The following is a 14,186-nucleotide window of genomic DNA, read 5'->3' as shown; positions in this document are numbered from 1 at the left end:
GTCGTTGCAACGCTGTAGCCATTCCAATTCCAACAAGGAGCTTCAGATGTCCGCACCTTCCACCAGCACCGTCGTGCGTGTGCCTTTTACCGAGCTGCAGGGCCTGTTGCAGAGCATTTTCCAGCGCCATGGCTGCAGCGAAAGCGTGGCCCGGGTGCTGGCCCACAACTGCGCCAGCGCCCAGCGCGATGGTGCCCATAGCCATGGGGTGTTCCGCATGCCCGGCTATGTTTCGACATTGGCCAGCGGCTGGGTCGATGGCCAGGCCACGCCGAAGGTCAGCGACGTGGCGCCCGGTTATGTTCGCGTCGATGCCGCAGGCGGCTTCGCCCAGCCGGCGCTGGCGGCGGCCCGTGAACTTCTGGTGGCGAAGGCGCGCAACGCTGGCATCGCCGTGCTGGCGATCCACAACTCGCACCACTTCGCCGCGCTGTGGCCGGATGTGGAGCCTTTCGCCGACGAAGGCCTGGTAGCCCTGAGCGTGGTCAACAGCATGACCTGTGTGGTGCCGCACGGCGCCCGCAAGCCGCTGTTCGGCACCAACCCCATCGCCTTTGCCGCACCTTGCGCCGAACATGACCCGATCGTCTTCGACATGGCCACCAGCGCCATGGCCCATGGCGACGTGCAGATTGCCGCACGTGCTGGCCAGCAATTGCCGCAGGGCATGGGGGTGGATGCCAATGGTGAGCCGACAACCGACCCCAAGGCGATTCTGGAAGGCGGCGCCTTGCTGCCATTTGGCGGGCACAAGGGCTCGGCCTTGTCGATGATGGTCGAGTTGCTGGCGGCGGCGCTGACCGGCGGGAATTTTTCCTGGGAGTTCGACTGGTCGGGGCACCCGGGGGCGAAGACGCCGTGGACCGGGCAGTTGATCATCGTCATCGACCCGAACAAGGCCGAGGGCGAGCGGTTTGCCCAGCGCAGCCGCGAGCTGGTCGAGCAGATGCAGGCGGTGGGGCTGACGCGCATGCCGGGCGAGCGGCGTTACCGCGAGCGCGAGGTGGCCGAGGAGGAAGGGGTGGCGCTGACCGAGCAGGAGTTGCAAGGCCTGAAAGAGCTGCTTGGCTGACCCGGCCTCTTCGCGGGCGCGCCCGCTCCCACAGTGATAGCACCGCCCTTGAGACCTGTGCAGTACCTGTGGGAGCGGGCATGCCCGCGAAGAATCCAGCACCAATCCTCAGCCATGCAATGTTGCATAGACAACCTTGCACAATAGTTGATGTTCCTGAGCCCGCACTCCGGGTATGCTCAGGGCTGCCTTTTCGAACTGTCCTGATCCAAGGAGCTGCACGCTGTGTTCAAACATGTCGATGCCTATGCCGGCGACCCGATCCTCTCGTTGATGGAAACCTTCAAGGCCGACCCGCGCGCCGACAAGGTCAACCTGAGTATCGGCCTGTACTACGATGAGGCCGGCGTGGTGCCGCAACTGGCGGCTGTGGATGCGGTGGAGAAACGCATCGCCGGCCAGGACCACGAAGCCTCTCTGTACCTGCCGATGGAAGGCCTGGCCAGCTACCGCCAGGCGATCCAGGCGCTGCTGTTCGGTGCCTATCACCCGGCTGTTACCGGCGGGCGCGTGGCCACCGTGCAGACCGTAGGCGGTTCCGGCGCCCTAAAGGTCGGCGCCGACTTCCTCAAGCGCTACTTCCCGCAGTCCGAAGTCTGGGTCAGCAACCCGACCTGGGACAACCACCGCGCCATCTTCGAAGGCGCCGGCTTCAAGGTGCACACCTACCCGTACTTCGACCAGGCCACCCGTGGCGTGGACTTCGACGGCATGCTGGCCACCCTGCAGACCCTGCCGGCCAACAGCGTAGTGCTGCTGCACCCGTGCTGCCACAACCCCACCGGCGCCGACCTGGAACAGCACCAGTGGCAACAGGTGGTTGAAGTGGTCAAGGCACGCCAACTGATCCCGTTCCTCGACATCGCCTACCAGGGCTTCGCCGAAGGCCTGGTGGAAGACGCCTACGCCATCCGCGAAATGGCCCGCGCCGGCGTGCCGTGCCTGGTCAGCAACTCGTTCTCGAAGATCTTCTCGCTGTACGGCGAGCGTGTCGGCGGCCTGTCGGTGGTCTGCGACGATGAAGCCACTGCCCAGAGCGTGCTCGGCCAGCTGAAGGCTACCGTGCGCCGCAACTACTCCAGCCCGCCCAACTTCGGCGCCCAGCTGGTTGCTGGCGTGCTCGGCGATGCCGCCCTCAATGCCCATTGGGCCGAGGAAGTCGAAGTGATGCGCAAACGTATCCTCGACATGCGCCAGGCGCTGGTCGATGCCCTGGCCGTGCTGCTGCCAGGCCAGGACTTCCAGTTCTTCCTGCGCCAGCGCGGCATGTTCAGCTACACCGGCTTCAGCGTCGAGCAGGTGCGCCGCCTGCGTGACGAGTTCGGCGTGTACTTGATCGACAGCGGCCGCGTATGCATGTCCGGCCTGCGCCCGGCCAACCTGCAACGGGTTGCCGAAGCCTTCGCCGCCGTCCAGAAGTAACACCGCACGGGGCCGCTTTGCGGCCCTTTCGCCGGCAAGCCGGCTCCCACAGAGGTAGCGCAAGGCTCAAGCACTGCGCGGTCGGTGTGGGAGCCGGCTTGCCGGCGATCAGGCTGCGTGCAGCCTCTGGTTGCATCCGCTTGTAAAGACAAGTGCAACCGCTCCTCGGAAAAGGGCTTCGCAAGTGCAACCTTTCCGTGCACAATCGCGCTCCCTTTTTCGGTTGAGTTGGGCGAAACGTCTATTTCGCCATTCTCAGCCTGTTGCAGTCTTGCGAGTGGAGCTTCACCCGGAATGAATGAGCAGGCCCCAAGCGTTGAACAACGCTTTGCAGAATCGACCCCCGCCACCCTCGGCAGCTGGTCGCGTCACGACACCACCTGGATGCTGGGCCTGTTCGGCACAGCGATCGGCGCCGGAACCCTGTTCCTGCCGATCAACGCCGGCCTTGGCGGCTTCTGGCCGTTGCTGATCCTGGCCATGCTGGCCTTCCCGATGACCTATTTCGCTCACCGCGGGCTGACCCGTTTCGTCCTTTCCGGGCGCAATGACGGCGATATCACCGAAGTGGTCAAGGAGCACTTCGGTATTACCGCCGGCGCCTCGATCACCGTGCTGTACTTCTTCGCGATCTTCCCGATCCTGCTTATCTATAGCGTGGCGCTGACCAACACCGTGTCCAGCTTCATGGAGCACCAGCTGCACATGCAGCCGCCGCCACGGGCCATCCTGTCGTTCGTGCTGATTCTCGGTCTGCTGGCCATCGTGCGCTGCGGGGAGCAGGCCACGGTCAAGGTCATGAGCCTGCTGGTCTACCCGTTCATCGTTGCCCTGGCATTGCTGGGCCTGTACCTGGTGCCGCACTGGACCGGTGGCATTCTCGACAGCGCCACCCAGGTGCCACCGGCCTCGGCCTTCCTGCACACCCTGTGGCTGGCGATTCCGGTGATGGTGTTCTCGTTCAACCACTCGCCGATCATCTCCGCCTTTGCCGTCGACCAGAAGCGCCGCTACGGCGAGCATGCCGATGAGCGTAGCGGCCAGATCCTGCGCCGTGCCCACCTGCTGATGGTGGTGATGGTGCTGTTCTTCGTGTTCAGCTGCGTGCTCACCCTGAGCAGCGCCCAGCTGGCCGAGGCCAAGGCGCAGAACCTGTCGATCCTGTCGTACCTGGCCAACCACTTCAGCAACCCGACCATCGCGTTCGCTGCGCCGCTGATCGCCTTCGTGGCCATTGCCAAGTCGTTCCTCGGCCACTACATCGGCGCCAGCGAAGGCCTGAAAGGCATCATCACCAAGGCTGGCGCACGCCCGGGGGCCAAGGCCCTGGACCGCGTGGTCGCCGCGCTGATGCTGGTGGTGTGCTGGATCGTCGCCACCCTCAACCCAAGCATCCTCGGCATGATCGAGTCGCTCGGTGGCCCGATCCTCGCGGTGCTGCTGTTCCTGATGCCGATGTACGCCATTCGCCGCGTGCCATCCATGCGCAAGTACAGCGGTGCCGCCTCCAACGTGTTCGTGGTGGTAGTCGGCCTGGTTGCGCTGACCTCGGTGGTATACGGCCTGCTGGGCTGATACGTCATCCGCAAAAGTAATGCCCGGGGCGCTTGTAGCCACCCGGGCATTTTTTTGTCCACAAGAATTGTCCGGTAATAGAACAATTTCACTGCCCCCATAGGCACCCGGCCGCCTTCATGCTTAACTCAGTGTCCTTTTCAAACCCGCATAAGGATTTCGTCATGGCTCAAGTGACTCTCAAAGGCAACCCGGTTCAGGTCAACGGCGAGCTGCCGAAAACCGGCGCCCAGGCTCCGGCTTTCTCGCTGGTCGGTGAAGGCCTGGCTGACAAGTCGCTGAAAGACTTTGCCGGCAAGCGCAAGGTGCTGAACATCTTCCCGAGCGTCGACACCCCGACCTGCGCTACCTCCGTGCGCAAGTTCAACGCCCAGGCCAACGATGTGGCTAACACCGTGGTGCTGTGCATCTCCGCCGACCTGCCGTTCGCCCAGGCACGCTTCTGCGGCGCCGAAGGCCTGGACAACGTGAAGAACCTGTCGACCCTGCGTGGCCGCGAGTTCCTCGAAAACTATGGCGTGGCCATCGCCGATGGCCCGCTGGCCGGCCTGGCTGCCCGTGCCGTGGTGGTGCTGGACGAAAACGACAAGGTGCTGCACAGCGAGCTGGTTGGCGAAATCGCTGATGAGCCGAACTACGATGCAGCGCTGGCTGTGCTGAAGTAAGGGTGGGGTAGGTCGGCTGAGTCCTGTACCGGCCTCTTCGCGGGTAAACCCGCTCCTACAGGTACGGCACAGGTTTCAAAAGCTGTGATATCCCTGTAGGAGCGGGTTTACCCGCGAAGGGGCCGGCACAGGCAACCGAAACCTTTCAGCCCGCCACCGCTCAAGCAACACCCTGTAAACGGCCCGGAACGCTTTCCGGGCCGTTTTCATTTAAAGTTCAACCCCTTGGCAACGTCAGGCAAAGGTAAACCTCTGGTAAAGGCGCTTTGCTAAAACGATGCCAGTGCTTATCGTTCATTCTCCCCAAGCCGTCATTCCGAACAAGGTTCGTTCAACCCATGCAAGTGTCCAATTCCCGCTCCCCTCGTCGCTGGCTCGTCGGCCTGCTGATCCTGCTGCTGGTGGCTGCACTGGCCTGGTGGCTGTGGCCCGCAGCGACGCCTGCGCATAAAGAAGCCGGTGGCGGGCGCGGTGGCAAGGGCATGGGCATGATGGGCGGTCGCCCGGGCTTCGGCGGCTCCAGCGACCCGGTGCCGGTGCGCGTCGAGCCGGTGCGGGTGGGCGACTTCCCGCTGTACTACAAGGCCCTGGGCACAGTCACCGCGACCAACACCGTCAACGTGCGCAGCCGCGTGGCTGGCGAGCTGGTCAAGATCCACTTCAAGGAAGGCCAGCAGGTCAAGGCCGGCGACCTGCTCGCCGAAATCGACCCGCGCCCGTACCGCATTGCCCTGCAGCAGGCCGAGGGCACCCTGGCACAGAACCAGGCGCAACTGAAGAACGCCCAGGTCGACCTGGCCCGCTATAAAGGCCTGTACGCCGAAGACAGCATCGCCAAGCAAACCCTCGACACCGCCGAAGCGCAGGTGGCACAGTTCCAGGGGCTGGTGAAGACCAACCAGGCGCAGGTCAACGACGCCCGCCTGAACCTCGATTTCACCCAGATCCGCGCGCCGATCAATGGCCGCGTGGGCCTGCGCCAGCTCGACCTGGGTAACCTGGTGGCGGCCAACGACACCACCGCGCTGGTGGTGATCACCCAGACCGAGCCGATCAGCGTTGCCTTCACCCTGCCGGAAACCGAGTTGAGCACCGTGCTGGAACGCTACCGCAGCGGCGCCAGCCTGCCGGTCGAAGCCTGGGACCGCAGTGACAGCAAGCTGCAGTCCACCGGCGTGCTGGGCAGCATCGACAACCAGATCGACACCACCACCGGCACCCTCAAGTTCAAGGGCCGCTTCGAGAACAAGGACCTGGCCCTGTTCCCCAACCAGTTCGTCAACGTGCGCCTGCTGGCCGACACCCTCAAGCAGGTGACCATGGCCCCGGCGGCGGCCATCCAGTTCGGCAATGACGGCTCCTTCGCCTATGTAGTCAATGACCAGAACACGGTCAATATCCGCAAGCTCAAGGTTGGCGCCAGCGACGGCGAGAACAGCGTCATTCTCGAGGGCCTCAAGGCCGGCGACCGCCTGGTGCTGGAAGGCACCGACCGCCTGCGCGAAGGCACCAAGGTGGAAGTTGTCGAAGACAGCTCGCAGGTGCCGACCACCCCGGGCCGGCACCTGCAAGGCCAGGAAGCCAAGGGTTCGGCAAGCACTGGCGATGTGCAGCCCGGTGAAGCACAGCCTGGTAGCGCAGCAGGCAAGGCGGGCGCATGAACCTCTCGCGTCTGTTCATCCTGCGGCCGGTTGCCACCACGCTGAGCATGCTGGCCATCGTCCTGGCCGGCCTGATCGCCTACAAGCTGCTGCCGGTTTCCGCATTGCCGCAGGTGGATTACCCGACCATCCGGGTCATGACCCTGTACCCAGGCGCCAGCCCGCAGGTCATGACCAGCGCGGTTACCGCGCCGCTCGAACGTCAGTTCGGCCAGATGCCAGGCCTGGAGCAGATGGCCTCGACCAGCTCCGGCGGCGCCTCGGTGCTGACTTTGCGCTTCAACCTCGACATGAACATGGACGTTGCCGAGCAACAGGTGCAGGCCGCGATCAACGCCGCCAGCAACCTGCTGCCTAGCGACCTTCCGGCGCCGCCGGTGTACAACAAGGTCAACCCGGCCGACACCCCGGTGCTGACCCTGGCCATCTCCAGCAAGACCATGCCGCTGCCCAAGCTCAACGACCTGGTCGATACCCGTGTGGCACAGAAGCTCGCACAGATCAGCGGTGTGGGCATGGTCAGCATCGCCGGTGGCCAGCGCCAGGCGGTGCGGATCAAGGTCAACGTCGATGCCCTGGCCGCCAACGGCCTGAACCTGGAGGACGTACGCACCCTGATCGGCGCTTCCAACGTCAACCAGCCCAAGGGCAACTTCGACGGCCCGACCCGGGTGTCGATGCTCGACGCCAACGACCAGCTGCGTTCCCCTGAGGAATACGCCAACCTGATCCTGGCCTACAACAATGGCGCGCCTCTGCGTCTGAAGGATGTTGCAGAAATCGTCGACGGCGCCGAAAACGAGCGCCTGGCTGCCTGGGCCAACGAAAACCACGCCGTGCTGCTGAACATCCAGCGCCAGCCGGGCGCCAACGTCATCGAAGTGGTCGACCGCATCAAGGCCCTGCTGCCGTCGATCACCGACAACCTGCCGGCCGGCCTCGATGTGTCGGTACTCACCGACCGCACCCAGACCATCCGCGCCGCGGTCAAGGACGTGCAGCACGAACTGCTGATCGCCATCGCCCTGGTGGTAATGGTCACGTTCGTCTTCCTGCGCCGTTTCAGCGCCACCCTCATTCCGTCGATCGCCGTGCCGTTGTCGCTGATCGGCACCTTCGGCGTGATGTACCTGGCCGGTTTCTCGGTCAACAACCTGACCCTGATGGCCCTGACCATCGCCACCGGTTTCGTGGTCGACGACGCCATCGTCATGCTGGAGAACATCTCCCGGCACATCGAGGAGGGCGAGACGCCCATGCAGGCGGCGCTCAAGGGCGCCCGGCAAATCGGCTTCACCCTGATCTCGCTGACCTTCTCGCTGATCGCGGTACTGATCCCGCTGCTGTTCATGGCCGATGTGGTCGGCCGCCTGTTCCGCGAGTTCGCCATCACCCTGGCGGTAGCCATCCTGATTTCCCTGGTGGTATCGCTGACCCTCACGCCGATGATGTGCGCGCGCCTGCTCAAGCGCGAGCCCAGGGAAGAGGAACAGGGCCGGTTCTACCGCGCCAGTGGCGCCTGGATCGACTGGCTGATCAGGCACTACGGCAGCGCCTTGCAGTGGGTACTCAAGCGCCAGCCGCTGACGCTGCTGGTGGCCGTGGCCAGCTTGGCGCTCACCGTATTCCTGTACATGGTGGTGCCCAAGGGCTTCTTCCCGGTACAGGACACCGGGGTGATCCAGGGCATTTCCGAAGCGCCGCAGTCCACCTCGTTCGCCGCCATGAGCGAACGCCAGCAGGCGCTCAGCAAGGTGATCCTGCAGGACCCGGCGGTGCAGAGCCTGTCGTCCTACATTGGTGTCGATGGCGACAACGCCACGCTCAACAGCGGCCGCCTGCTGATCAACCTCAAACCCCATGGCGAGCGTGATGTCACTGCCAGCGAGGTGATCAACCGCCTGCAGCCGCAAGTCGATCGGCTGGTGGGCATCCGCCTGTTCATGCAGCCGGTGCAGGACCTGAGCATCGAGGACCGGGTCAGCCGGACCCAGTACCAGTTCAGCCTGTCGTCGCCCGACGCCGACCTGCTGGCGCAGTGGAGCGGCAAGCTGGTGCAGGCGCTGCAGCAGCGCCCGGAACTGGCCGACGTGGCCAGCGACCTGCAGGACAAGGGCCTGCAGGTGTACCTGGTGATCGACCGCGACATGGCCGGCCGCCTGGGCATCAGCGTGTCGCAAATCACCAACGCCCTGTATGACGCCTTCGGCCAGCGTCAGATCTCGACCATCTACACCCAGGCCAGCCAGTACCGCGTGGTGCTGCAGTCGCAGGATGCGGCGGTGATCGGCCCGCAGGCGCTGGAGTCGATCCACGTCAAGGCCACCGATGGCGGCCAGGTGCGCCTGTCGGCGCTGGCGCGCATCGAGCAGCGCCAGGCCCAGCTGGCCATTTCCCACATCGGTCAGTTCCCGGCGGTGACCTTGTCGTTCAACCTGGCCCACGGCGCTTCGCTGGGCAAGGCGGTGCAGGTGATCGAGCAGGTGCAGAAGGACATCGGCATGCCGCTGGGCGTGCAGACCCGCTTCCAGGGCGCGGCGGAGGCCTTCCAGGCATCGCTGTCGAGCACCTTGCTGTTGATCCTGGCGGCGGTGGTGACCATGTACATCGTGCTGGGCGTGCTGTACGAGAGCTACATCCACCCGGTGACCATTCTTTCGACCCTGCCGTCGGCAGCGGTCGGCGCTTTGCTGGCCTTGCTCATCAGCGGCAACGACCTGGGCATGATCGCTATCATCGGCATCATCCTGCTGATCGGCATCGTCAAGAAGAACGCGATCATGATGATCGACTTCGCCCTCGAGGCCGAGCGCCAGCAGGGCATGAGCCCGCGCGATGCCATCTACCAGGCGGCGCTGCTGCGCTTCCGGCCGATCCTGATGACTACCCTGGCCGCGCTGTTCGGCGCCGTGCCGCTGATGCTCGCCACCGGTTCCGGTGCCGAGCTGCGCCAGCCGCTGGGCCTGGTGATGGTCGGCGGGTTGCTGGTCAGCCAGGTCCTGACGCTGTTCACCACCCCGGTCATCTACCTGTACTTCGACCGCCTGGCCCGCCGCTGGCGCCCGGCCACTGACGTGAAGCAGGCCGAGGCATGAACCTGTCCGGTCCTTTCATCCGTCGCCCGGTTGCGACCATGCTGTTGAGCCTGGCGATCATGCTGCTGGGCGGGGTCAGCTTCGGCCTGCTGCCGGTGGCACCGCTGCCACAGATGGACTTCCCGGTAATCGTGGTGTCGGCCAACCTGTCAGGCGCCAGCCCGGAAGTGATGGCGTCCACCGTGGCCACGCCGCTGGAGCGCAAGCTGGGCAGCATTGCCGGCGTGACCACCCTGACCAGCAGCTCCAACCAGGGCTCCACACGGGTGATCATCGGCTTCGAGATGGGCCGCGACATCGACGGTGCGGCGCGCGAGGTGCAGGCGGCGATCAACGCCACCCGCAACCTGCTGCCCAGCGGTATGCGCAGCATGCCCACCTACAAGAAGATCAACCCGTCGCAGGCACCGATCATGGTGCTGTCGCTGACTTCGGACGTGCTGCAGAAGGGCCAACTGTACGACCTGGCCGACACCATCCTGTCGCAGAGCCTGGCCCAGGTGCCCGGGGTAGGGGAGGTGCAGATCGGCGGCAGTTCGCTGCCGGCGGTGCGCATTGCCGTCGAGCCGCAATTGCTCAACCAGTACGGCCTGTCGCTGGATGAAGTACGTACTGCCGTGTCCAACGCCAACCAGCGCCGGCCGATGGGCTTTGTCGAAGACGCCGAGCGCAACTGGCAGGTGCGCGCCAATGACCAGCTGGAAAGCGCCAAGGACTACGAGCCTGTGGTGATCCGCCAGCAGAACGGCACCATCCTGCGCCTTTCCGATGTGGCGACCATCACCGACGGCGTCGAGAACCGCTACAACAGCGGCTTCTTCAATGACCAGAGCGCGGTGCTGCTGGTGGTCAACCGCCAGACAGGCGCCAACATCATTGAAACGGTCGACCAGATCAAGGCGCAGTTGCCGGCCCTGCAGTCGTTGCTGCCGGCCAGCGTGCAACTGAACGTGGCCATGGACCGTTCGCCAGTGATCAAGGCCACCCTCAAGGAAGCCGAGCACACCCTGCTGATCGCCGTGGTGCTGGTGATCCTGGTGGTCTACCTGTTCCTCGGCAGCCTGCGGGCGTCGCTGATCCCCAGCCTGGCGGTGCCGGTGTCACTGGTGGGCACTTTCGCGGTCATGTACCTGTGCGGCTTCTCGCTCAACAACCTGTCGCTGATGGCGCTGATTCTCGCCACCGGTCTGGTGGTGGACGATGCCATCGTGGTGCTGGAGAACATATCCCGGCACATCGAGGACGGCCAACCACCTTTGAAAGCGGCCTTCCTGGGCGCCAAGGAAGTGGGTTTCACCTTGCTGTCGATGAACGTGTCGCTGGTGGCGGTATTCGTCTCCATCCTGTTCATGGGTGGCATCGTGCGCAACCTGTTCCAGGAGTTCTCCATCACCCTGGCGGCGGCGATCATCGTGTCGCTGGTGGTGTCGCTGACCCTCACGCCGATGCTGTGCGCCCGCTGGCTCAAACCGCACCAGGCCGAGCCGACACGTCTGCAGCGCTGGAGCGAACAGTTGCACCAGCGCATGGTCGATGCCTATGACCGCAGCCTGGGCTGGGCCTTGCGCCACAAACGCCTGACGTTGATCAGCCTGCTGGCCACCATCGGCATCAACATCGCTCTGTACGTGGTGGTGCCGAAAACGCTGATGCCGCAGCAGGATACCGGCCAGCTGATAGGCTTCATCCGTGGCGACGATGGCCTGTCGTTCAGCGTCATGCAGCCGAAAATGGAAATCTACCGCCGCGCCTTGCTGGCCGACCCGGCAGTGCAGAGCGTTGCCGGCTTCATCGGTGGCAACAGCGGGACCAACAATGCCTTTGTGCTGGTGCGCCTGAAGCCGATCAGCGAGCGCAAGCTCGACGCCCAGAAGGTGATCGAACGCCTGCGCAAGGAAATGCCCAAGGTACCCGGCGGGCGCCTGTTCCTGATGGCCGACCAGGACCTGCAACTGGGCGGTGGTGGCCGTGACCAGACCTCTTCGCAGTACCTGTACTCCCTGCAGAGCGGAGACCTGGCGGCCCTGCGCGAATGGTTCCCGAAAGTGGTGGCGGCGCTGCGTGCACTGCCGCAACTGACTGCCATCGACGCCCGCGACGGTGCTGGCACCCAGCAGGTGACTCTGGTGGTCGACCGTGACCAGGCCAAGCGCCTGGGCATCGACATGGACATGGTCACCTCGGTGCTGAACAACGCCTATAGCCAGCGGCAGATATCCACCATCTACGACAGCCTCAACCAGTACCAGGTAGTGCTCGAGATCAACCCGAAGTACGCCTGGGACCCGAGCACCCTCGAGCAGGTACAGGTGATTACCGCCGACGGTGCCCGCGTACCGCTGTCGACCATCGCCCACTACGAGAACAGCCTGGCCAACGACCGGGTCAGCCACGAAGGCCAGTTCGCCGCCGAAAGCATCGCCTTCGACGTCGCCGAAGGCTACAGCCCCGACCAGGCCATGGCGGCGCTGGAGCGTGCGGTGGCCAAGCTGGGCTTGCCCGAGGAAGTGATTGCCAAGCTTGGTGGTACCGCCGATGCCTTCGCCAAGACCCAGGAAGGCCAGCCGCTGATGATCCTTGGCGCGCTGGTGCTGGTCTACCTGGTGTTGGGCATCCTCTACGAAAGCTACATTCACCCGCTGACCATCCTCTCGACACTGCCCTCGGCCGGCGTCGGTGCCTTGCTGGCGCTGTACGTCACTGGCGGCGAGTTCAGCCTGATCTCGCTGCTGGGGCTGTTCCTGCTGATCGGCGTGGTGAAGAAGAACGCCATCCTGATGATCGACCTGGCCTTGCAGCTGGAGCGCCACCAAGGCCTGACACCGGAAGAGTCGATCCGCCGGGCCTGCCTGCTGCGCCTGCGGCCGATCCTGATGACTACCCTGGCGGCCATCCTCGGTGCCTTGCCGCTGCTGCTGAGCCGGGCCGAAGGCGCGGAAATGCGCCAGCCTCTGGGCCTGACCATCATTGGCGGCCTGGTGTTCAGCCAGGTCCTCACTCTTTACACGACACCGGTGGTCTACCTGTACCTGGACCGCCTGCGTCACCGTTTCAACCGTTGGCGTGGCGTGCGCACCGACGCCGCCCTGGAAACCCCGCTATGACTTTTGCCCAGACCCCACTTCACCGTGCCCTGCAGACGCTGACCCGTGGGCGTGGCTCGCGCTTGCTCGGCGCCGGGTTGTGCGTCGCCTTGCTCAGCGCCTGCACCCTGAGCCCGGACTACCACCGCCCGGAACTGAGCAGCACGGCGCAGTTCAAGCACGCCGAAGGCTGGACCCAGGCCACGCCGTCCGATGCCATCGCCCGCGGCGCCTGGTGGGAAATCTACGGCGATGCCGGGCTCAATGCACTGGTCGAAGAGCTCAACCGCAGCAACCAGACCGTGGCCCAATCGGAGGCCCAGTACCGCCAGGCCCAGGCGCTGGTGCGCAGCAGCCGGGCGGCACTGTTCCCCAGCCTGGACCTGAGCGTCAGCAAGAACCGCTCGGCCCAGGGCACCGGTAGCTCCAGCTCGAGCCTGTCCAACAACAGCAGCGGCATTCGCAACACCTACAACGCCCAGCTCGGCGTCAGCTGGGAAATCGACCTGTGGGGCAAGCTGCGCGAAACCCTCAATGCCAACGAAGCCAGTGCCGAAGCCAGCCTGGCCGACCTGGCCTCGATCCGCCTCAGCCAGCAGTCGGAACTGGTGCAGAACTACTTGCAGTTGCGGGTGATCGACGAACAGAAGCGCCTGTTGGAAGCCACCGTGGCAGCCTATGAGCGCTCGCTGCGGATGAACGAAAACCAGTACCGCGCCGGCGTCGCCGGCCCGGACGCAGTGGCCCAGGCGCGTACCCAGCTCAAGAGCACCCAGGCCGACCTGATCGACCTGATCTGGCAGCGCGCGCAGTTCGAGAACGCCATTGCCGTGTTGCTGGGCAAGGCCCCGGCGGACTTCGCCCTGGCCGACAGCAAGGCCATTCCGGCGCTTCCGCAAATTCCGGTGGCCTTGCCTTCGCAGTTGCTGGAGCGACGCCCGGACATCGCTGCGGCCGAGCGCAACGTGATGGCTGCCAACGCCAACATCGGCGTGTCGCGGGCGGCGTATTTCCCGGACCTGAGCCTGAGCATGAGTGGCGGTTACTCCAGCAGCAGCTTCAGCAACTGGATCGAACTGCCCAACCGCTACTGGTCGGTGGGCCCGCAGCTGGCGCTGACCTTGTTCGACGCCGGCAAGCGCAGTGCCGAGGTGGACCGCACGGTGGCGGTGTATGACCAGACCGTGGCGCAGTACCGCCAGACCGTGCTCGACGGCTTCAAGGAAGTGGAAAACCTGCTGGTGCAGTTGAAGGTGTATGGCGATGAGGCGGTGGTGCGCCAGGAGGCACTGGATGCTGCCCGCGAGTCGCTGCGCCTGACCGAGAACCAGTACCGCGCCGGGCTGATCGGCTACCTGGATGTGGTCAACGTGCAGACCACGGCGCTGAGCAACGAGCGCAGTGTGTTGAACCTGCTGCAAGGGCGCCTGGTTGCAAGCGTTCAGCTGGTTGCCGCCCTGGGTGGTGGTTGGCAGGCTGAACAGGCGTTTGCCGAGCAGGATTGATTGGGCCTCGAGTACAGCGAATTGCTGTACCGGCCTCATCGCCGGCAAGCCGGCTCCCACAGGTATTGTGCAAGCCCTGAGGTCGATGCGGTCGAGGTGGGAGCCGGC

General features: G+C 64.7%; 8 protein-coding genes. All 8 read left to right on the top strand.

Translation table 11 applies throughout. The annotated features are described in order from the left end of the window. The first annotated feature begins 46 nt into the window (after window positions 1–46). The 8 genes from AC2T3R_RS15120 (at window position 47) to AC2T3R_RS15085 (ending at window position 14,078) form a co-directional block, all read left to right on the top strand. Window positions 47–1,072: an Ldh family oxidoreductase gene (locus AC2T3R_RS15120; RefSeq protein WP_100413475.1), complete on the top strand. Its 1,026-nt coding sequence runs from the start codon at window positions 47–49 to the stop codon at window positions 1,070–1,072. Window positions 1,073–1,297: 225 nt separating this feature from the next. Next, window positions 1,298–2,494 (top strand): amino acid aminotransferase, encoded by a 1,197-nt coding sequence (locus tag AC2T3R_RS15115; RefSeq protein WP_486743863.1) that lies wholly within the window; start codon window positions 1,298–1,300, stop codon window positions 2,492–2,494. A 294-nt stretch (window positions 2,495–2,788) separates the two neighbouring features. Continuing rightward, complete coding sequence (locus AC2T3R_RS15110) at window positions 2,789–4,069, top strand: serine/threonine transporter (RefSeq protein ID WP_410953523.1); 1,281 nt, start codon at window positions 2,789–2,791, stop codon at window positions 4,067–4,069. A 164-nt stretch (window positions 4,070–4,233) separates the two neighbouring features. Further along, the gene (tpx, locus tag AC2T3R_RS15105; protein ID WP_015270689.1) at window positions 4,234–4,734 is read left to right on the top strand and encodes a thiol peroxidase; all 501 of its coding nucleotides are present in this window, start codon (window positions 4,234–4,236) and stop codon (window positions 4,732–4,734) included. 338 nt (window positions 4,735–5,072) lie between these two features. Next, complete coding sequence (locus AC2T3R_RS15100) at window positions 5,073–6,395, top strand: MdtA/MuxA family multidrug efflux RND transporter periplasmic adaptor subunit (RefSeq protein WP_410953524.1); 1,323 nt, start codon at window positions 5,073–5,075, stop codon at window positions 6,393–6,395. After that, the gene (locus tag AC2T3R_RS15095) at window positions 6,392–9,490 is read left to right on the top strand and encodes an MdtB/MuxB family multidrug efflux RND transporter permease subunit (RefSeq protein WP_013972978.1); all 3,099 of its coding nucleotides are present in this window, start codon (window positions 6,392–6,394) and stop codon (window positions 9,488–9,490) included. The genes AC2T3R_RS15100 and AC2T3R_RS15095 overlap by 4 nt, the downstream gene beginning before the upstream one ends. Next, window positions 9,487–12,594 carry an efflux RND transporter permease subunit gene (locus AC2T3R_RS15090; RefSeq protein WP_038409770.1) on the top strand — a complete coding sequence of 1,036 codons (3,108 nt, stop codon included), beginning with the start codon at window positions 9,487–9,489 and terminating at the stop codon, window positions 12,592–12,594. The genes AC2T3R_RS15095 and AC2T3R_RS15090 overlap by 4 nt, the downstream gene beginning before the upstream one ends. Next, complete coding sequence (locus AC2T3R_RS15085) at window positions 12,591–14,078, top strand: efflux transporter outer membrane subunit (RefSeq protein ID WP_486743862.1); 1,488 nt, start codon at window positions 12,591–12,593, stop codon at window positions 14,076–14,078. The genes AC2T3R_RS15090 and AC2T3R_RS15085 overlap by 4 nt, the downstream gene beginning before the upstream one ends. The last annotated feature ends 108 nt before the right edge of the window (window positions 14,079–14,186 follow it).

This window comes from Pseudomonas sp. PVC-5-1 (assembly GCF_057444345.1).
This window is presented reverse-complemented; position numbering and strand designations above follow the sequence as displayed.

Excerpts from the sequence above, each read along its gene's own strand:
- tpx (WP_015270689.1), top strand. The coding sequence starts at position 4,234 with ATGGCTCAAGTGACTCTCAAAGGCAACCCGGTTCAGGTCAACGGCGAG.
- AC2T3R_RS15120 (WP_100413475.1), top strand. The coding sequence starts at position 47 with ATGTCCGCACCTTCCACCAGCACCGTCGTGCGTGTGCCTTTTACCGAG.
- AC2T3R_RS15100 (WP_410953524.1), top strand. The coding sequence starts at position 5,073 with ATGCAAGTGTCCAATTCCCGCTCCCCTCGTCGCTGGCTCGTCGGCCTG.
- AC2T3R_RS15110 (WP_410953523.1), top strand. The coding sequence starts at position 2,789 with ATGAATGAGCAGGCCCCAAGCGTTGAACAACGCTTTGCAGAATCGACC.
- AC2T3R_RS15095 (WP_013972978.1), top strand. The coding sequence starts at position 6,392 with ATGAACCTCTCGCGTCTGTTCATCCTGCGGCCGGTTGCCACCACGCTG.
- AC2T3R_RS15090 (WP_038409770.1), top strand. The coding sequence starts at position 9,487 with ATGAACCTGTCCGGTCCTTTCATCCGTCGCCCGGTTGCGACCATGCTG.
- AC2T3R_RS15085 (WP_486743862.1), top strand. The coding sequence starts at position 12,591 with ATGACTTTTGCCCAGACCCCACTTCACCGTGCCCTGCAGACGCTGACC.